Consider the following 18,684-nt stretch of genomic DNA (forward strand, 5'->3'; position numbering starts at 1 on the left):
TATGGAGGTTTCGATGGAAGGAAAAGTCGCTCTCGTCACCGGGGCGGCAGGCGGAATAGGAGAATCGGTCGTCCGGACGCTGGCAGAGAAGGGAGTCGCCGTAGCGGCGGTCGACAAGGACGAGGTCCGGCTGCGGGCCTGCGTCGAAAAGCTCACCGCGGACGGCCTGCTGGTGGAGGCATTCCCCGGGGACGTCACCTCCAGCCCGGAAGTGGAGGCGGTCGTCGACGCGGTCGAGCGTCGCCTGGGACCGCTGGACTACCTGGTCAACGCGGCCGGCGTGCTCCGGCTCTCCGAAGCGCGCCGGCTGACGGACGAGGACTGGAAGTTCACCTTCGCCGTCAATACCAGCGGCGTCTTCTTCGTCTCCCGCGCCGTCGTCAACCGCATGGTGCCGCGCGGCCGGGGAGCGGTGGTGACCGTCGCCTCGAATGCGGCCGGCACGGCGCGGGTGGAGATGGCGGCCTATTCGGCGTCCAAGGCCGCGGCCACGATGTTCACCAAGTGCATGGGCCTGGAGGTCGCCAAGCACGGGATCCGCTGCAATCTGGTGGCGCCCGGCTCGACCGAGACACCGATGCTCAGTGATATGTGGAAGGACGGGGACGCGGCGCGCAAGGCGTCGATCGAAGGCGTCGCGAGTTCGTACCGGGTGGGAATTCCCCTGCGGAAACTGGCCCGTCCGGAGAATGTGGCCCAGGCGGTGGTGTTCCTGCTCTCCGACGCGGCGTCCCACATCACGATGCACGACCTGACGGTGGACGGGGGTGCGGCGCTGGGTGTCTGAACGGCACGCCCTCGAATCCTCGAGCGCCGTGCGGGCGGTTCGCCCGTACGGCGCTCGACTCGTACGTACGGCGCTCGACTCGTACGGCCCCTAACAGACCCGGACCCGGGCACGGCAACACACACGCACGCGTCTGCCGCGACGGCCGATCGCCGTCGCGGCAGAAGGAAAGGAAGCGGACGAGCCCCGGCCCTAGACGCCCCCGCCCCCGCCCCCACCCCGGGCAACCCCCACCGCAGCCTCCGACGGCCCCGCACTGCGGACGGTTTCCGCACCAGCAGATGCGGAGCCGCCACCCCTCCGCGCCCCGCGCGGCGAGCGCAGCAGCACCGCCGAGACCACCGCGCCGGCCGCGAACACCGCCGCCGCGATCAGCAGCGCGAAGGCGTACCCGGAGCTCGTCGCCGAGCCGATGCCCTCCCCCGCGTCCCGCAGGCCGCTCGCGTGGGCCGTGGCCAGGGAGACGAGGACGGCCAGGCCGACCGTGGGGCCGACCTCCATCGCCGTGTTGACGGCGCCACCCGCGAGCCCGGAGCGCTCGTCCTCGACGTCCTCCAGGGCGACGACGGTCGACCCGGAGAAGACGCACGCGATGCCCACGGGGAAGACGATGAGACCGGCGAGCAGCGTGCCCGCGTAGGCGGTGTCCGCGCCCAGCTGCCCGATCAGCACCAGCCCGGCGGCCGCGACCAGCAGCCCGCCCACCATGACCGCACGGCCCCCGAAGCGCCCGATCAGCCGCCCGGCCAGCATCCCGGTGACGACCTGCGCCGCGCTGAAGGGCAGGAAGGCCGCGGACGTCAGCAGCGGGGAGGCGTTGCGCACCTCCTGGAAGTACAGGGACAGCAGGAAGAAGATCGTCGACATTCCGGCCGAGCCGATGAAGACGGCCCACAGGGCCGTGGCCCGGTGCCGACGCGCCAGGAACCCCAGCGGCACCAGCGGGTGCGACACCCGCAGCTCGACCGCCACGAACGCGGCGAGCAACAGGACCCCGGCCGCGATCGGCCCCCACACCACGCCCGCGCCCCAAGACCGCTCGCCCGCCTCCACGAGCCCGTAGCTCATGACGGTCAGGCCGGCCGTGACCAGCACCGCGCCCGGCACGTCCAGCCGCACCCGCACCGGATCGGGGCCCGCGGGCAGCACCCGCCGCGCCGCGACCACGGCGAGCAGCGACACCGCCACGGGCGCCACGAACGACCACCGCCACGACACCCACGTCGAGACCGTCCCGGACAGCAGCATGCCCGCCGTCGCCCCGAAGCCGGCCAGCCCGCCCCACACCGCGAGCGCCCGCGCGTGCCGGGCCTCGTCGGGGTAGAGGGAGCGGACGAGGGACATCGCGGCGGGTGCCGCGAGCGCCGCCCCGACGCCCTGCACGAAGCGGCCGCCGAGGAGGAAGGCGAAGCCGGGACCGAGTCCGGCGGCCGCCGAGGCCAGCCCGAAGACGGCGGCCCCGGCCACCAGCGCCCGGCGCCGCCCCATGAGATCCGCCAGCCGCCCGCCCAGCATCAGCAGGCCGCTGAACGACAGCCCGTACGCGGCGCTGACCAGCGTCAGCTGTGCACCGGACAACCCGAGGTCGTGCTGGATCGCCGGCAGCGCCGGCGACAGCATCGTGATGGCCAGGATCAGAACGACCTGCACGGCGCCCAGCAGGGCGAAACCGCGTCCGGTGCGCGCGACCGCGCCCGGAGCCGGTGCGTAACCGGAGGACATGACTTCCCTCTTTCCGTGCTCTCTACGGCTTCTGCAACTTCTACGGCTTGCCCTGGATGTCCGTACGGATAGAGGCCCTTACGGATAGACCCTTACGGATAGACGACCCTTCACCCCTGCCCCGGCAGCCTCACCGACTGCTCGTGCCGGAACACGTCCCTCGGGTCCCACCGCGCCTTGACCGCCTGCAGCCTGCGGTAGTTCCCCTTGAAGTACAGCTCGTGCCACGGCACTCCGGACCCGTTCCACCGCGCCGTGTTCAGGTCGGCGTCCGCGTAGTTCACGAAGCAGCCGTCCGTCACGTCGCCCGGCCTGGGCACGCCCCCGGACGCCGCGTAGACGTCCTGGTAGAACTCGCGGATCCAGGTCAGGTGCCGCTCGTCGTCCGCGGCGTTCTGCCAGAAGGTGATGTAGTGCAGCTTCATGACGGAGTCGCGCTGCGGCACGGCCGTCTCCGCCGCGCCGGCCGCGTTCACCCGGCCCCCGTACGCGCTGATCATGACCACGGACATCGGCCCGGAGAAGTCGTCGCGGGTCAGGTGCCGGTAGAACGCCTTGAGCTGGTCCTCCGGGAATCCCTTGCGCATGTAAGCGGACTTGGCCTTGAACCGGGTCGTGGTGTCCGGCGCGGTGAAGCCCGGCCAGGACGTGGTGGCGTGCAGCCAGGAGATCGTCCGGCGGTCGTCCACCCGGTAGCGGACGCCCGCGCCCTGGGAGACGGCGGCCAGGAAGGCGCCCAGCAGCCCGGACGCGTTCGGTACGGACGCGTCGATCTGCGTCGTCATGGAGAACGATCCGGCGGACTTGTGCGTCGGCTTCAGCTGGCTGAACAGGCTCGCGTACGGGGAGCCGGGCGCGCTGTTGCGCTCGCACCACCGGCCGTAGTTCCGCAGGATCGTGGTGAACGCCGCCTCGGTCATCCCCTCCCACGGCCAGGTGACCGTGGAGACGTGCACCTCGGACGGCGGCTGCGGCAGCAGCCCGGCCGGATCCGCCCCGCCGGTCCCCGGCGACCGCATCAGATACCGCGTGACCACTCCGAGCGCGCCTCCGCCCGCGCCCGTGTGCGCCCACAGCAGCTCACGGTTGGGGTCGTTCTCCTCCCGCGTGGCGACCACCTTCCGGGCGGTGCCGTTCGCGTCGACGACGACGGCCTCGATCCCGTACAGGTGGTCCACGACGAGGCCGTGCAGCCGGGACAGCGCACCGTAGCCCCCGCCCACGATGTGCCCGCCCGCGCCCACCGAGGGGCAGGTGCCGCCGGGCACCGTCACGCCCCAGCCCCGGTAGAGAGTGCGGTAGGCGTCCCCCAGGCGGGCGCCGGGCTCGATGAAGAAGGCGCGCCGGCCGGCGTCGTAGCCGACGCGGTCCATGGAGCCGGTGTCGATCACGAGCCGTACGTCGTCCGTGGTCACGAAGTTCTCGTAGCAGTGGCCTCCGCTGCGCACGGCGGGCTTCCGCCCGGTGTCGACGGCCTCCTGGACGGCCGCGAGCACGTGGTCGGCCGACCCGACGAGGCGTACGGCGTCGGGCGTGCCGACCCAGCGGCGGTTGGCGCCCCAGACCAGGTCGGCGTAGCGCCGGTCGGAGGGCCGGACGGTCAGCGGCCCGAAGGCGCCCGCCTCGGCGCCGGATCCGGTGCTCTCGGCCAGGGCGTGCGCCGCCGGTCCGCCCAGCGCCGCCGCCGTACCCACGGCGGCGGCACCGGCGACGACCTGGCGGCGGGAGTACGCCCTGGTGCCGTGCTCACGCATCGCCGGCCGCCTGCAGGGCGTTGCGCCGCAGCACCGCCGTCATGGCGTCGAGGGTCGCGGCGAAGTCGGCGTTGAGCTCGTGGAGATAGGAGTTCTCGCGCAGCACGGCCGAGGACGGAGCCTCGGTCAGGGTGATGCTGAGGGTCAGGGTGAGATCGCCGTCCTCGTCCTCGCCCAACTGGTTGGTGATCACCGCGAGGTCGGAGGAGTCCGCGTGCCGGAAGGTGATGCGGCCGGCGGCCTCGTCCGGCGTGACGCGCTGGACGAGCAGCCGCGATCCGCGCCGCGCCTCGCGCAGGAACCCGTCCTCGTAGCGGTCCAGAACCCGGCACTCGCTGATGGCGGGCACATAGCCGACGGGGTTCTCCGCCTTGTGCAGCAGTACGCGCCACAGTTGCTCGCGCGTGGTGCACGGGGTTCCAGTGACATCGCCAGTGTCGGCAGCGTCGGCCGTGTCGGCCGTGTCGGCCGTGTCGACCTTACGGGTCCACGAAAGCGTAATCATGCGTTCTCCTGCAGGCGGCGGGCAGCGGGCGGCGGGGAAAGCGGCTCGGCGAAACGCCGGTCAGAGGCGTTGGCGTCGGCGTCGGCCATCACGCGGATCAGTGGAAGTCTTCGCCGCATTCCGGGCCCCGGTCAAAGCCCTTCCCGCTACTGCGTCAGGTGCCGCGGACCGCTCCCGACCGCGCCCTTTCCACCTGACGAAGTGCGCCACGCGCATATTCGCCCGGCGTCCGACTCCCCTGATGCTGGAGGCAGTTGACACGGTCCCGACCCGACCCGGCATCCGGCATCCGGCATCCGGCATCCGGCCCGGCAGTCGCAGAAACAGGAGAGACACGATGTCCAAGCGATTCACAGGCAAAGTTGTCCTGGTCACCGGGGGCGGCGAGGGCATCGGCCGCGCTGCCGCCTTTGCGTTCGCACGTGAGGGCGCCGACGTCGTGGTCGCCGGCCGGCACCCGGAAATGCTGCACGACACCGTTGAGGAGATCAAAGCACTGGGTGGCAGCGCCAGTTGCGGAATTGCCGACGTGACCCACCACGGCGAGGACGGCGGGGCGTCCGACGCGGAGGCGATCGTGGCCGCCGTCGTCGAACGGCACGGCCGGCTGGACGTCGCCTTCAACAATGTCACCGAACTCGGCCCGAACCAGCCGGTGGCGGAGATCTGCGAAAGCGTCTGGGGCGAGACCCTGGCCGCCAATCTGACCGGCGTCTGGCTGTCCATGAAGCACGAGATCGCGCACATGGAGCGCAACGGCGGCGGCGTGATCGTGAATACGGCCAGCAATATCGGCAGCCAGGGCATGCTGCCGGGGCTGGGCGCGTACGCCGCGTCGAAGGCCGCGGTGAGCACCCTCACCCAGACCGCCGCGCGCGAATACATCGGCAAGGGCATCCGGATCAATGCGATCAGCCCGTGCCCGCTGGGCCGCGGCGCCAAGGTGGAGGAGATCGCCGACACCGTGCTGTGGCTCGCCTCGGACGAGGCGTCCTACGTCGTCGGCCACGACCTGGTCCTGGACCGCAAGACCGCCGCCTGACGGCCCCGAGTCGGCCCCGAGTCGGCCCCGAGTCGGCCCCGAGACCGCTCCGAGACGGCTCCGGGAGCCCCGACTCCGGGAGCCCCGCGTCACCGAGAGGACTGCGAGAGACGACATGGCCAACATCCTTATCGCCGGGGGCGGCATCGGCGGTCTCGCGGCCGCCGTGTCCGTGGCCCGCCAGGGTCACCGGGCGACCGTGCTGGAGCGCAGCGACGTCTTCGGCGAGGTCGGCGCCGGCATCCAGCTCGGCCCCAACGCCTTCCAAGCCCTCGACCGGCTCGGCGTGGGCGCCGAGGTCCGCGCGCGGGCCGTGCTCATCGACGAGCTGCAGTTCATGGACGGCACGACGGGCGAGCGCATCACCCGTATGCCGCTCACCGGCGCCTACCGGAAGCGCTTCGGCAATCCGTACGCCGTCGTGCACCGCGGCGACCTCTACCAGGCGCTGCTCGACGCCTGCCGCGCCCACCCCGCCGTCACCCTCCTCGGCGGCCACTACGTGGTGCGCTACGAGCAGGACGCGACGGGCGTCACCGCCGTCACGTGCACCGGGCGCCCCTTCCGCGGCGACGTGCTGATCGGTGCCGACGGGATCCGCTCGGCCGTGCGCCGCCAGCTCGTCGGCGACGGCGAACCGCGGGTGTCCGGGCACACCATCTACCGCTCGGTGATCCCCATGGAGCAGGTGCCGCAGGAGCTCCGCTGGAACAGCGTGACCCTGTGGGCCGGGCCGAAGTGGCACTTCGTGCACTACCCCATCGCGGGCGGCAAGTGCCTCAACCTGGCGGCCACCCGGGACGACGCGGCCACCGACCCGGTGGCGGGGCTGCCGGTGCCGGCCGAGGACGTGATCGCCGAGTTCCCCGAGCTGGGCCACGCCGCGCGGCGGCTGCTGGAGCTGGGCCGGGGCTGGCGGGCGTGGGTGCTGTGCGACCGCGACCCGGTGCCGGACTGGACGGACGGCCGGGTGACGCTCCTGGGCGACGCCGCGCACCCCATGCTGCAGTACGCCGCGCAGGGCGCGTGCATGGCGCTGGAGGACGCGGTGCTGCTCGGCGAGCTGCTGCAGGGCGCGGAGCCGGGCGAGGCCTCCCTCGGGCGGCGGCTGGAGAAGTACAACGCGGCGCGCTGCGAGCGGACCTCGCGCACGCAGCTGGTGGCCCGGGAGATGGGCCGGCAGCTGTACCACCCGGCGGGGGACGCGGCCCGCGCGCGCAACCGGATGCTCTGCTCCCTCACCACGGACGAGATGTACGACAAGGTCGACTGGCTGCACGCGGGCGTGCGCTGACGGCGCGGGCCGGACACAGACGGCAGGCACACGCAACGGACACACGCGACGGACGCCCCCGGGGAACCGGGGGCGTCCGCTGCGTCGGGACTGCGGTCAGGGCGGGCCGGCTCAGGGCCGGCCCCAAGGCCGGATCAGTGGCCGTGGTGCCCGCCGTCGTGGTGCCCGTAGCCGTGGTGCCCGTCGTCGTGGTGACCGTAGCCACCGCCGTAACCGTGGTGGTCGTGACGGTCGTGGCGGTCGTGGTCGTGACGGCCCCAGTCGTCGTGACCGCCCTCGTGGCGGTGGTGACGGCCGTGGTGGCGCTCGCTGTTCCAGGAGCCGTTGCCCGAGATGATCGGGATCTCGTCCAGGATGTGCGACAGCGGGTCGTCCCCGTCGTTGATCGTGGAGTTCTCCGTGCAGGACTGCTGCTGCTGCGAGGAGAGGATCGGGATGTCCTGGAGGCCGATGTTGATCAGGGCGAGCAGCGACTGGGCGCCGAGCTTGCCGATGCCGATGCACGGCTTGTTCAGCGAGCCGTTGATGAGCCCCATCTGCGGGCTCATGTAGCCGCCCGTCCAGGTGTTTCCGTACATCTGACCCGCACCGTTGGCATTCGCAACGTCCTGGCCGTCGCCGACGGCCATCGCGGGGGTCGCCGACACGCCGGCCGCGGAAGCCACGAGGGCGGTCGTGGCCACTACTTTCTTGATCACGCTTGGTTCCTCGTTCTGGCTCGACGAATTACGGGAGCTCTCTGCCTAACTCGCGAATTTCCGTGAGGTTATTACCCGGCCCGCCCCTTCACCCCTTCGGCCCAGCACCCGGGGGGGGAATTCAGGAAAGGGAAAGCCCCCTGCAGCGGGGCCCGCACACCCGCCGCAGGGGACTTACGCACCGGTGGCTCAGTGACCGCCGTGACCGAAGCCGTTGTGGCCGAAGCCGTTGTGGCCGTCGTGACCGAAGCCGTTGTGGCCGTTGTGGCCACCGTGACCGCCGTGGCCGCCGCTGCTCTTGTTGCCGGAACCGTTGCCCGAGATGATCGGGATCTCCGACAGGATGTGCGACAGCGGGTCGTCCCCGTCGCTGATCGTGGAGTTGTCGGTGCACTGCTGCTGCTGCTGCGACGTGAGGATCGGCACGTCCTGGATGCCGATGTTGATGAGCGCCAGTACCGACTGGATTCCGAGCTTGCCGATGCCGATGCACGGCTTGTTCAGCGTGCCCTGGATCAGGCTCATCTGCGGGCTTTCCTTGCCGCCGGTGTGCGTGTTGCCGTAGCCGGTCTTCGCGGCGTTGCCGTTGGCGACGTCCTGGTCGTTCCCGATAGCCATCGCGGGGCCGGAGATGGTGCCGACCGCGGACACCGCGAGGGCGGTCGTGGCAATTACCTTCTTGAGCACGTCCTAAGCCTTTCGATCGTGTAGCGCCCCCACTGGGAAAGCGTTCTGAATAACTCCGGCCTTATACAGAGGTTCCGGGGTTTCACTCATTCGAGCCAGTGGGGACGCCGCACGTAGGACAGCCGGAAGAATTACTGCCCGACAAACGAAAAGGCGGCGTGCCGGTTAATAGGGGCGGTACCGGAGCGCACCCGTCAGAAGGCGGCGTCGACGGAACGCACGGCCGCGGACCCGGCGACCGGCTCCACCCCCGCCCCCGCCCCCGCCCCCGCCCCCGTCCCCGTCCCCGCTCCCGACTCCGCTGCCGCCGTCGTCATCGCCTCGTACAGCGAGCGCTCGGTCTGGACACCCAGCAGGATCGGCCCGTCACCGATCCTGAACACCGGCGGCGCCGGAACGCCGTGGCGCCGGAGCCGATGCAACTCCCCGCGCAATTCCTCGGCTTCTTCCGACCCTTTCGCCAACGCGCCCGCCCCGCCCGGCCCGAGGTCCACCCCGCACTCCTCGGCGATCTCCCGGAGCGTCCCCTCGCCTGCGATGTGCAGGCCGTCGGTGAAGTGCGCGCGGAAGAGCCGTTCGACCACGGGCTCGGCCAGGCCCTGCTCCGCGGCGCGGCCGATGAGCAGGTGGGCGCGGAAGCTGCCGGTGGCGACGGCCCGGTCGTAGCGCAGCTCCAGGCCGTCGCGGGCGGCCTGCCAGGTGAAGATCTCGGCCTGCGTCGCGGCGTACGGGCCGAGCATGCGCTCCAGTACGGGCATCAGGGGCTGCGGGCTGTCGGAGGCGGCCGGGGCGATCTCGTAGGGGCGGAAGGTGATCGTGACGTCGGTCCCGCAGGCGCGCATCCGGTCGGCCGCGCGGACCAGCCGCGTGTAGCCGATGTAGGAGTGGACGCAGATCACGTCCAGGACCATGTCCGCCTTCACCATTCGGATCCCCCCTCCGATGCCCGCCGACCACACTTGCCGGTCGGTTGGCTAGCTAGGGAGAACGTAAGACGCGCCTTGTGGGCCGTCAAGGACGTATGTCAAGGAATGGGTGGCGATGCACGCCTCACGGGGTGTCCGGGGAACGATGCTGACGCGGCCCATGTCGGGCGCCTCTATGGCCACTTGGCTACCACGCGGCCATCCTGACCACGACAATGTATGTATTGCGTGTCGGTGGTGTCGCGGTCGGCCGCTGCACCCTCCGCCGGGGGCTCTTTCTGCGGCATGATCTCCACTCCCCCAGACGTGTGCGGTGGCGGACCTGCACGTCCACTTGCTTGCAGGACCGGTCAGTTGGGATCGGCAGGAAGGAAGGCTGTCGGCTAACCGGGCGTCAAGTAGGTTCAGCTGGGGGGCGACAGGTTCACGACAACGGCAGGAGAGACCCATGGGCAGCACCCCTCAGGCGCGCAGGAGCGACACCCGGGAGCGCATCCAGAAAACGGCCCTGGACCTCTTCGTCTCGCGTGGTTACGAGAAGACGTCGCTACGGGAGATCGCCGAGGCGCTCGGCGTCACGAAGGCGGCGCTGTACTACCACTTCAAGACGAAGGAGGACATCCTCAGCGCGATCTCCCGGGATCTGGGCAGGCCGGTCGACGAACTCATCGCCTGGGCCGAGGAGCAGCCGGCCACGATGGAGACCAAGCGGGAGCTGCTGCGGCGGTACAGCGTGGCCCTGGGGTCGGCGATGCCGATCTACCACATCCTGCAGGAGAACCAGGCGACGCTGCGGGACCTGGCGATCGGCCAGGAGCTGCGGGACCGGGTCACCTCGATCTCGCGGCTGATGCACGCGGGGGACCTGGCGTTCGGGTGCCACGCGCGCGTGGCGAGCGCGGTGATGACGGTGCACTTCGGGGCGTTCACGCCCGACGCCCTGGGCGGCACACCGGAGGAGCGCCGCGAGGCGCTCCTGGACGTGGCCCTGGACACCCTGGCGGGGGTACGTTCCCCGACGGCCGACGCGATGTCCACGGCCGGCGGCTGACACGCTCGGGGCCACGGCCCGACAACGGGCCGGCCCCCGGCACGGGCCCCGGCCGGCGACTGACGACGCGGACCGAGCCCGCACAACCCCCGCCGCAACGGCGCGCAACCACGACGTCGCACCCCGGCGGTGCCCAACCGACCCCGCGTGGGCGAACCGCCGGGCCGGGCGGTCGCCCCGCGAGGGCGCCGCCCCCTAAGCCACCCCCACCGGCTCCAGCGCGGCAAGCGCCCTCGCTCCGCGCCCCGGGGCCATGTCCAGCCGGGCCAGGACCGCGGGTACGGCGACGGAGGGCATCAGGTGCTCGTAGAGGACGATCGCGCGCCGCTCCAGGTCCGCGCGGTCGGACAGCGACTGCGACAGCGCGTTGATGCCCCCGAACGCCCCGACGATCAGCTCGGCGACCTCCCACGGCACGACGTCCGGTAACACCTCCCCCCGCTCCTTGCCCTCCACCAGGAGCCGGGTGTGCAGCTCGGTCCACCCCGTGAAGGGCCCGCTGCGGTGGAGCGCGGGCGAGCCGTGCTCCATCGTCAGCCGTACGCTCCCGCGCAGCACGGGGTCCACCAGCAGCTGGTGCGAGAAGACCATCCCGAGGTCGACGAGCCGCTGCATCCGGCAGCCCCCGGGCAGGTCCAGCAGCGCGGACGTCGCCTCGGCCTGGGCGTCGATGACGGCGTGCGCCAGGTCCTCCTTCGAGGGGAAGTGGAAGTACAGCGCCCCCTTGGTCACCTCCGCCCGCGCCAGGATCTCGTTGATCGTGGCGGCGTCGTAGCCCCGTTCGTCGAACACCACCGCGGCCGCTTCCAGGATGTTCTGTCGAGTCCTGATCGCACGGTCCTGCTTGGCCACGGCACGCCTCCGGGTCGATGGGGCCCGCGCACCGCTGCGCGCGGTGCGGGACTGGGCATCCAGCGGCCGCAGCCGGTACCGGGAGCGCCCGCGGCGTCGAGCGTATGCAGCACACCGGCGTCAAGGGAGGAGAGCGAACAAGCCAACGTGCGCCTCCAACGCGTATCTCCTCCAGCGTGTATCTATGGACGGAGCGAGATCTGTGGACGGAGCGAGGGAGCCGAGGGAGCGGAGGGAGCGCGCCGGCGATGAGTCTCACCGGAACCGCCTTCTTCGCCGCGCTGGCCGCGGCGACGGTCTGCACCGTGCTGGCCACCCTCCTGCTCTGGGCGCGCATCCCCGGCCCGGCCCCCGTCCGCTGGGCGTCGCGCGTCGCCATGATCGGGCTCTGCCAGGCCACCGCCATCTGCGTCGTCGCCGCCTGGATCAACACCAGCTACGGCCTCTACGCCTCCTGGGACGACCTGCTGGGGCGCACCGGCGGCGGCCCCGTGGCGATGCCGGGCCCGCCGCCCGAGCGCGCCCGCTTCCTGCGCGGTGACGCGGGGATGCGGCAGACGTACGTCCGGGGGCCGCACTCCGCGCTGTCGGGCCAGGTGATGGTGTGGACGCCCCCGCAATACGACGACCCGCGCTTCCGCCGGTCCCCCTTTCCGGTGGTGATGCTGCTGCACGGCGTGCCCGGCTCCCCGCAGTCGTGGCTGGAGCAGGGCCACATGCCGGGGGACTACGCGAAACTGCTGCGGGCGGGGGCGAGCCGCCCGTTCATCCTGGCCGTGCCGGTCATCGACCCCGGCGGGCAGGACACGGACTGCTCCGACGTCCCCGGGCACAAGGTCGCCACCTGGCTCTCCCGGGATGTGCCGGACCTGATCCGGCATCACTTCCGCACCGCGAAGGACCCCCGCTCGTGGGGCCTGCTGGGCATCTCGACCGGCGGCTACTGCGCGGCGAAGCTGCCCCTGCAGTACCCGAAGGTCTTCGGGGCGGGCGCGGCCCTGGACCCCGATCCGCTGACGGGTGCGCAGGGCGCGCTGCCCGACGCCGGGCTGCGCGAGCGCAACAGCCCGACGTGGCTGGTGGCGCACACCGACCACGCCGGCGTCGGGCTGTTCCTGGCGACGTCACGGCAGGACCGCGCCAGCCCGCCCTCGCTCATCGAGCAGTTCCGGCAGGCGGCGCTCGGCAGCGGCGTGCGGCTGCGGACGATGGTGGCCCCGGCGGGCGGGCACAACTACCACACCTGGATCTCCATGTACCCGGCCGCGTTCTCCTGGCTGAGCGAGGAGCTGAACGGGCCGGAGCAGCCGGCGCAGGCCGACCGCATGGCCGACGGGACGGATGACGGGACGGCCGACGGGCGCTGAGCCCACGGCGCCAGGCCACCCCGTCCTAGTTGTTCACGTCTTGCGGAAACGTCATCTGCTTCCCCATCCACTCCAGCGTCGGCCCGACCTCGCGCCGCCACGTGGTGAAGTTGTGGCTCCCCGACGGAAGAATGATCTTCGCGGCCGTCATCGGCTCCTTGACCGCCTTGAGGAACTTCTCCGTCTCCTTGAAGTTCTTCTCGCCTTCCTTGCTGCTGGTGACGAGCACCGAGACGCGCGGGGCCGGCAGGTTCTTCAGCCGCCAGATCAGATCGTGCTCGCGCTTGTTCTTCTCGCCCTCCTCGCCGTCACCGAAGAGGTTTCCCGTGGTCAGATCATTCTTGATCTTGTAGTCGGCGGAGAGGGCGCCCGCCACCGGATACGTTCCGGGCTGCCGCATGGCGAGTTCCAGCGCGCACGTGCCGCCCGAGGAGTACCCCATGACGCCCCACGCGCTGGCTTCGTGGCCGACGCGGTAGGCGCTCTTGAGGGCCTCCGGCACGTCTTTGGTGAAGTAGGTCTCCGCTTGCGGGCCGCCGGGGACGTCCACGCACTCGGTATCGCGCGGCGGCGCGATCGTCGGCCGGACCATCACGATCACGGTCGGCTGCATCCGGCGCTCGGTGATCAGCTCGCTCGCCGTCTTCGGCACCCGCAGGAAGTGGGAGAGGTTCGTGATACCGCCGGGGTAGCCGCTGATGGCGATGATCACGGGAAAGCGCTGTCGCTTGTACTGCTCCTGGAAGTACTGCGGCGGCAGGTAGACGAACGCCGGCTCCACGACACCCGCGCGGCGGGCGACGAGCCGCACCGACTCCACCGCGCCGACCTTGTCCTTCGGCCCCTGCGGGATGTCGGTCTTGTCGATCCCCTCCGTGCCGGTGTGCTTCACGAGCCCGCCCTTGCCCGCGTCGACCGCCGCGGCGTTCGGGCCACCACTCTCGATGCCCTGGGTGACCTGCCCCGGCGCCCGGTCGTACTTGCCGATCAGCTCGCCCCACGAGCCGTAGAAGCTGTTGGCGGAGTTCACCGCGAGCAGCACCGAGGACATGATCGTCAGCTGCGTGACCAGGATCGCGCCGAGCCGTCCGAGCAGGGGCAGCACACCGCGCCCGGAAAGCCGCGGCCAGAGCCAGAGGGTGAGACCCACACACAGCACGGCGACGAACACCACCGTGTACAAGAGCGACCTGCTGGTCAGGCCCATGCGTCTCTCAGCCCCCTGCCCCTGTGGTGGGTACTCATGTTCGGTAAAGCGATACTCACCGATGAAGAGGCCGGAATGGGCGGACAGGGTTGCCCTGGACCGATTTCTTACCCTGCTCTTGTCCCGCCCGTGGCCTGTCCGCCCCCTGCCGTTCTCGCCCCGGAAACCGTGCGCGTCGGCGGGTGGGTAGGGGTTCCGCTGGGCAAGAAGGGCGCATGGGTGACGTCTTCCTTCGCAGGCTGAGCCGCTGGCAGGCCGACCAGTACCGCGACCAGCTCGCGGATCTGCACGTCACGGCGTACGCACGACCGCACGTCGGCCGGGGCGGGCCGCACGGAGGGCCCGGGAGGGAGCCGCGCGTGGAGCCTTTCCACAGCCGCGACCGCTTCCGTGAGCGGCTCGCCGAGCACTCCGCGCGGCCGGGCTTCGACCTGGTGGTCGCGGACGCCGGCGGCCCGGTGGGCTGCGCCTACGGCTATCCGCTCGCGCGCGACAGCGTCCGGTGGCAGGGCTTCCTCGGCCCCGTCCCCGGCGAGCTGGAGGAGCTGACGGCCGCCGGCCGGGTCTTCGCCGTCGCCGAGCTCGTGGTCGCGCCCCGCCACCGCCGCCAGGGCATCGGCCGGCGGCTGCACGACCGGCTGCTGTCCGGCAGCGGCGCGTCGCTCGCGGCGCTGGTCATGGCCCCCTCGGACGCGCACGCCCCGGAGGCGGAGGGCGCCCGCCGCGCGTGGGGCTGGCAGCGGGCGGGGCAGGTGCGCCCGCCCGCGGCGGGGGACGTGGGGGACGCCCTGGAGGTCTTCGTCCGGCCGCTGCGCCGCTGACCCGGAGGTTCCCCCTCCGAGTGGCGTGAAAACGATGTCCGCGGCGCCCGTTTCTGACGCGGCGTGAACTTTCGTGGCCCCAAGTGGGCGTAGGGCCCGTCCCCCGTGCGTGGGGCGGCCGGGAGTGCCTCGCGAGGGTCTGAGCATGCGGGGAATAGGGGGGCGGCTAGCCTTACGTCACCGTCCCCCCGGGGGACGTATAACCGCAACACGGACATTTCATAGCTCCCGAGACACGTGAAGGACTACTCCACATGGGCATTCGGAGTCTGCTGCGGAACGCGTTCGGCCGGTCCAGGACAGCGACGGCCGAGCGAGACGACGCGAGCCTGCCCCAGCAGAGCGCGCCGCCTTCCGTGCCCGCGCCCTCGCAGGAGCCCGGGCCACGGGCCGCCTCCGGCGAGGCGCGCACGGAGTCCCGTGACCCGTCTCTTACGGAATCCCGCCCCGATCCGGTCGTGGCCCGCCCACGGACACCCGCGGAGGAGACGGCCCCCACGGCGGCACCCGCAACGGCCCCCGAGCCGGCGGCCGCCACCGAACCGAGGACCGCCGAGCCGAAGGTCACCGAACCGAGGTCCGCCGAGCCGGAGACCACCGAACCGAAGGTCACCGAGCCTCTCCGCGCACCCGTGCCGCCGCAGCAGGGCGGCAGCGGAGCCCGGACCGCAGAGCCGGCCGCCGAGCCGGCCGGTGACACGATCCCCGACCCCGGCCCGCTGGAGCCGCACGTGCCGCCGCGGCCCGGACCCACCCCCGGCCCGCGCCCGGGCCCGGGACCGATCCCGCCGGAGCCGAGCCCGGAGCCCGAGCCGCAGCCCACTCCGGTGCCCACGCCCAAGCCCATCCCCGAGCCGGAGCCCGTCCCGCCGGTCGACCCGGAGCCGGTGCCCGAGCCGGCCCCCGGCCCGGACCCGGTCCGCAAGCCGGAGCCCGCGCCGGGCCCGGTGCCGGAGCCCTCCCCGGCCATGCCGCCGCGCGACGGGACCCCGGCGGAGACCGCCCCCGCACAGGCCGTCCCCGCCCCGGCCATCCCTGCCCAGGCCGCCCCCGCGCAGACCCCCGCCATCAGCCTGACGAAGGTGGAGAAGTCCGCTCCCGGACTGGTGAGCCTCTACAAGGCCGCCGGCCTCTCCCTGGAGAAGCAGGGCCTGACCGGGCAGCGCGCAGCCGTCTACCTCGTCCTCGACCGCTCCGGCTCGATGCGCGAGTTCTACAAGAACGGCACGGTGCAGCACCTCGCCGAGCAGGCCCTGGGCCTGTCCGCCAACCTGGACGACGACGGTACGGTCCCGGTCGTCTTCTTCTCGACGGACGTCGACGGCGTGGCCGAGGTCGACCTCGGCAACTACGAGGGACGCATCGGGGAACTGCACTCCTCCATGGGCCACATGGGCCGCACCAACTACCACTGGGCGATGGAGGCGGTGATCGAGCACTACAAGAAGTCCGGCTCGACCGCCCCCGCGTTCGTCATCTTCCAGACGGACGGAGGCCCGTACAGCAAGGCGGCCGCGGAACGCGCCCTCTGCGAGAGCGCGAACCTGCCGATCTTCTGGCAGTTCGTCGCCTTCGGCGACCCGGAGGGCAAGGGCTTCGACTTCCTGCGCAAGCTGGACGACCTCCCCGTGCCGGAGAAGCGCGTCGTCGACAACGCGGGGTTCTTCCACGCGGGCCGCGACCCGAAGTCGCTGACGGCCGCCCGGCTCTACGCGGAGCTGATGGTGGAGTTCCCGGACTGGCTGAAGGAGGCCCGGGCGGCAGGCATCGTCAAGGACTGAGTCAAGAACTGAGTCGGACTGAGTCGGACTGCGTCGGGCTGAGTCAAGGCCTGACAAGGGCTGACGGTATCTCCACGGTCACGCGCAGCCCCCCGCCCCGGTTGGGCACGGCCCAGGCCCGCCCCCCGTGGGCGCGGGCGATGGACTGGACGATGGACAGGCCGAGGCCCGTGCCGCCGGAGAGCCGTTCCTTGCCGCGCCCCCGGCGGAACGGCTCGAAGAGGGCGGGGATGTCCGCCGCGGGCACGACCGGGCCGGAGTTGCGCACCACCAGCCGGCCCGGTTCGACCAGCACGTACACGTCGCCGCCGCGGTGGTTGTACTCCACCGCGTTCCGCAGCAGGTTCCCGGCCAGCTGCCCCAGCAGCACCCGGTTCCCCCGCAGCGGCGCCCGCTCGCTGCGCACGGACAGCCGCACCCCGGCCCGCTCCGCGCGGCCCGCGACGGCGCCGGTCTCCTCCGTGACGATCTCGGCCAGGTCGAGCGGGTCGCGGCGCTCCAGGCCGCGGTCGCTGCGGGCGAGGAGGAGCAGGCCGTCGATGAGCCGTTCGGAGCGGCGGTTGGCCTCCAGGAGCGTGGTCCGTACGTGGGCCAGTTCGTCCGGGGACGGGTCCCCGTCCAGCCCCACCTGGATCGCCGTGCGCTGCACGGCCAGCGGCGTGCGCAGCTCGTGCGAGGCGTTGGAGATGAAGCGCCGCTGGCTTTCGAAGGCGCCCTGGACGGGGCGCAGGCAGCGGCCCGCCGTCCACCACCCCACGCCGACCGCCAGCAGCGCCGTCACGAGCAGGGCCGCCGCCGACCACATGATCATCTGCTGGGAGGCGGCGGCGCTGACGTCGCCGGAGATCCGGTACGCCGTCCACGTGTTCACCGTCTCCCCGGGCCGGACGATCTCGACCGGCACCGCGTTCCGCGCGATCGTCGTCGCCCGCTCCCGGGTGCCGGCGCGCGAGAGCAGGTTCACGGTGAGCAGGAGGGCCCCGCCGAGCACGAGGAAGATGCCGCCGAAGGCCACGGCGATGCGCGTACGGGCCGTGAGGAACGGCCGCCTCACCGGTTTCACAGCGCGTACCCCACGCCCTGCACCGTGCGGATCAGCGCCGGATCCCCGAGCTTGCCGCGCAGCTTGCTCATCGCCACGCGCACCGCGCCCGTGAACGGGTCGGCGTGGGCGTCCCACGCGCGCTCCAGCAGCTCCTCCGCGCTGACGACCGCGCCGTCCGCCTCCAGCAGCAGCTGCAGGATGGCGAACTCCTTGGGCGAGAGGTCGAGGTCCCGGCCGTCGCGGTCGGCCGTCCGGCGCACCGTGTCGAGCCGCAGCCCGGCCTTCTCCAGCAGCGGCGGCGCCGGGCGGGCGCTGCGCCGCCGCAGCGCGCGCACCCGCGAGATCAGCTCGGGGAATTCGAACGGCTTGGGCAGGTAGTCGTCGGCTCCCAGGTCCAGCCCGGCCACCCGGTCCTCCATCGAGCCGGCGGCGGTGAGCATCAGGATGCGGGTGCGGGAGCCGTTCGCGACGAGGTGCCGGGCGACGTCGTCGCCGTGGACGCGGGGCAGGTCGCGGTCGAGGACCACGACGTCGTAGTCGTGAAGGGAGAGGTAGGCGATGGCGGCGTCACCGCTGTAGACGGTGTCCACGGCGAACCCGGCCCGGCGCAGGCCCGTGGCGATCAGCTCGGCCAGTATCTCTTCGTCCTCGGCGACCAGTACCCGCATGTCCTCGTCCGTCTCCTTCGGCAACGCATCCCCTCCCAGGATGCGGTGTACAGGAGGACATGTTTCGCAAACCTCTCCATTGACCGGATAGCGGTGACATGAACGCGCCGTTCGCGCCCCTGGGGATGCCTCCGCGCGCCCCTGGAGCGCGGTTACGGTCCGCCGATCGAACAACTACGGTTGGTAATCGCAGAGTCACTCTGCGGATACAGTGCATCGGCATAGGAATACAGGAGCTCTCACATGGCCGTTACCGGCGAAGCCGTCCCCAGCGAGGAAGGCGAGGTGAAGACGTCCCACGCGGGCACCTTCGCATCCCTGCAGGACGCCGTCGACTTCGTCACCCTCCCGCCCGGAGAAGGCAGCGGCGAAGCCGGCTTCTCCTACCGGGCGGACGGCCAGGTCGACGTCGTCTACTTCCACTGAGGCCGCCTGGTTCCACTGAGGCCGCCTACTTCCACTGAGGTCGCCACTTCC

17 protein-coding genes and 1 pseudogene are annotated in these 18,684 nt (G+C 71.8%); 8 read left to right on the top strand and 10 right to left on the bottom strand.

Going from position 1 to position 18,684, the window contains the following annotated elements; translation table 11 throughout:
- Nucleotides 1-13 precede the first annotated feature (13 nt).
- Nucleotides 14-787, top strand: a complete 774-nt coding sequence (locus tag FGW37_RS15600) for a 2,3-dihydro-2,3-dihydroxybenzoate dehydrogenase (protein WP_058047450.1) — start codon at nucleotides 14-16, stop codon at nucleotides 785-787.
- 192 nt (nucleotides 788-979) lie between these two features.
- Here the strand turns inward: FGW37_RS15600 and FGW37_RS15605 are convergent, their stop codons facing one another.
- The 3 genes from FGW37_RS15605 to FGW37_RS15615 form a co-directional block, all read right to left on the bottom strand.
- The gene (locus FGW37_RS15605; RefSeq protein ID WP_179081598.1) at nucleotides 980-2,509 is read right to left on the bottom strand and encodes an MFS transporter; all 1,530 of its coding nucleotides are present in this window, start codon (nucleotides 2,507-2,509) and stop codon (nucleotides 980-982) included.
- Nucleotides 2,510-2,619: 110 nt separating this feature from the next.
- Nucleotides 2,620-4,263, bottom strand: coding sequence for an FAD-binding oxidoreductase (locus FGW37_RS15610; protein WP_179081599.1), 1,644 nt, complete (start codon nucleotides 4,261-4,263; stop codon nucleotides 2,620-2,622).
- A complete protein-coding gene (locus tag FGW37_RS15615; protein ID WP_179081600.1) occupies nucleotides 4,256-4,768 on the bottom strand; it encodes an AtaL-like protein in 513 nt (170 codons plus the stop codon). Before FGW37_RS15615 ends, FGW37_RS15610 begins: the two co-directional genes overlap by 8 nt.
- A 337-nt stretch (nucleotides 4,769-5,105) precedes the next feature.
- Here FGW37_RS15615 and FGW37_RS15620 point away from each other — a divergent pair, with 337 nt between their 5' ends.
- Together FGW37_RS15620 and FGW37_RS15625 are read left to right on the top strand one after the other, a co-directional pair.
- On the top strand, nucleotides 5,106-5,810 hold the full coding sequence (locus FGW37_RS15620; RefSeq protein WP_179084721.1) for an SDR family NAD(P)-dependent oxidoreductase: 705 nt from the start codon (nucleotides 5,106-5,108) through the stop codon (nucleotides 5,808-5,810).
- Between the two features lie 115 nt (nucleotides 5,811-5,925).
- Complete coding sequence (locus FGW37_RS15625; RefSeq protein ID WP_179081601.1) at nucleotides 5,926-7,104, top strand: 3-hydroxybenzoate 6-monooxygenase; 1,179 nt, start codon at nucleotides 5,926-5,928, stop codon at nucleotides 7,102-7,104.
- A gap of 134 nt (nucleotides 7,105-7,238) precedes the next feature.
- Here the strand turns inward: FGW37_RS15625 and FGW37_RS15630 are convergent, their stop codons facing one another.
- From FGW37_RS15630 to FGW37_RS15640, 3 genes and pseudogenes are all read right to left on the bottom strand, one after another.
- Nucleotides 7,239-7,802, bottom strand: a complete 564-nt coding sequence (locus FGW37_RS15630) for a rodlin (protein ID WP_425506537.1) — start codon at nucleotides 7,800-7,802, stop codon at nucleotides 7,239-7,241.
- 300 nt (nucleotides 7,803-8,102) lie between these two features.
- A pseudogene (locus tag FGW37_RS15635) lies at nucleotides 8,103-8,489 on the bottom strand (rodlin); the annotation flags it as partial.
- Nucleotides 8,490-8,683: 194 nt separating this feature from the next.
- A complete protein-coding gene (locus FGW37_RS15640) occupies nucleotides 8,684-9,415 on the bottom strand; it encodes a DsbA family oxidoreductase (RefSeq protein ID WP_179081602.1) in 732 nt (243 codons plus the stop codon).
- A 448-nt stretch (nucleotides 9,416-9,863) separates the two neighbouring features.
- Here FGW37_RS15640 and FGW37_RS15645 point away from each other — a divergent pair, with 448 nt between their 5' ends.
- Nucleotides 9,864-10,466: a TetR/AcrR family transcriptional regulator gene (locus tag FGW37_RS15645; RefSeq protein WP_179081603.1), complete on the top strand. Its 603-nt coding sequence runs from the start codon at nucleotides 9,864-9,866 to the stop codon at nucleotides 10,464-10,466.
- A 195-nt stretch (nucleotides 10,467-10,661) separates the two neighbouring features.
- Here FGW37_RS15645 and FGW37_RS15650 read toward each other — a convergent pair whose 3' ends face one another.
- Nucleotides 10,662-11,318, bottom strand: a complete 657-nt coding sequence (locus FGW37_RS15650; protein ID WP_058047443.1) for a ScbR family autoregulator-binding transcription factor — start codon at nucleotides 11,316-11,318, stop codon at nucleotides 10,662-10,664.
- A 248-nt stretch (nucleotides 11,319-11,566) separates the two neighbouring features.
- Between FGW37_RS15650 and FGW37_RS15655 the strand changes: the two genes are divergently transcribed.
- The gene (locus FGW37_RS15655) at nucleotides 11,567-12,685 is read left to right on the top strand and encodes an alpha/beta hydrolase (protein WP_179081604.1); all 1,119 of its coding nucleotides are present in this window, start codon (nucleotides 11,567-11,569) and stop codon (nucleotides 12,683-12,685) included.
- 25 nt (nucleotides 12,686-12,710) lie between these two features.
- Here the strand turns inward: FGW37_RS15655 and FGW37_RS15660 are convergent, their stop codons facing one another.
- Nucleotides 12,711-13,892 (bottom strand): alpha/beta hydrolase, encoded by a 1,182-nt coding sequence (locus FGW37_RS15660; protein WP_179081605.1) that lies wholly within the window; start codon nucleotides 13,890-13,892, stop codon nucleotides 12,711-12,713.
- Nucleotides 13,893-14,107: 215 nt separating this feature from the next.
- Here FGW37_RS15660 and FGW37_RS15665 point away from each other — a divergent pair, with 215 nt between their 5' ends.
- Nucleotides 14,108-14,713 (top strand): GNAT family N-acetyltransferase, encoded by a 606-nt coding sequence (locus tag FGW37_RS15665; RefSeq protein WP_179081606.1) that lies wholly within the window; start codon nucleotides 14,108-14,110, stop codon nucleotides 14,711-14,713.
- A gap of 254 nt (nucleotides 14,714-14,967) precedes the next feature.
- Nucleotides 14,968-16,494 (top strand): vWA domain-containing protein, encoded by a 1,527-nt coding sequence (locus FGW37_RS15670; protein ID WP_179081607.1) that lies wholly within the window; start codon nucleotides 14,968-14,970, stop codon nucleotides 16,492-16,494.
- Between the two features lie 43 nt (nucleotides 16,495-16,537).
- Here FGW37_RS15670 and FGW37_RS15675 read toward each other — a convergent pair whose 3' ends face one another.
- Both FGW37_RS15675 and FGW37_RS15680 read right to left on the bottom strand, forming a co-directional pair.
- Nucleotides 16,538-17,557, bottom strand: a complete 1,020-nt coding sequence (locus FGW37_RS15675; RefSeq protein WP_179081608.1) for a sensor histidine kinase — start codon at nucleotides 17,555-17,557, stop codon at nucleotides 16,538-16,540.
- On the bottom strand, nucleotides 17,554-18,207 hold the full coding sequence (locus FGW37_RS15680; protein WP_179084722.1) for a response regulator transcription factor: 654 nt from the start codon (nucleotides 18,205-18,207) through the stop codon (nucleotides 17,554-17,556). Before FGW37_RS15680 ends, FGW37_RS15675 begins: the two co-directional genes overlap by 4 nt.
- 243 nt (nucleotides 18,208-18,450) lie before the next feature.
- Here FGW37_RS15680 and FGW37_RS15685 point away from each other — a divergent pair, with 243 nt between their 5' ends.
- Nucleotides 18,451-18,633: a hypothetical protein gene (locus FGW37_RS15685; RefSeq protein ID WP_179081609.1), complete on the top strand. Its 183-nt coding sequence runs from the start codon at nucleotides 18,451-18,453 to the stop codon at nucleotides 18,631-18,633.
- Nucleotides 18,634-18,684: the final 51 nt, after the last annotated feature.

Source organism: Streptomyces rectiverticillatus (assembly GCF_013394065.1).
Lineage (GTDB): Bacteria > Actinomycetota > Actinomycetes > Streptomycetales > Streptomycetaceae > Streptomyces > Streptomyces rectiverticillatus.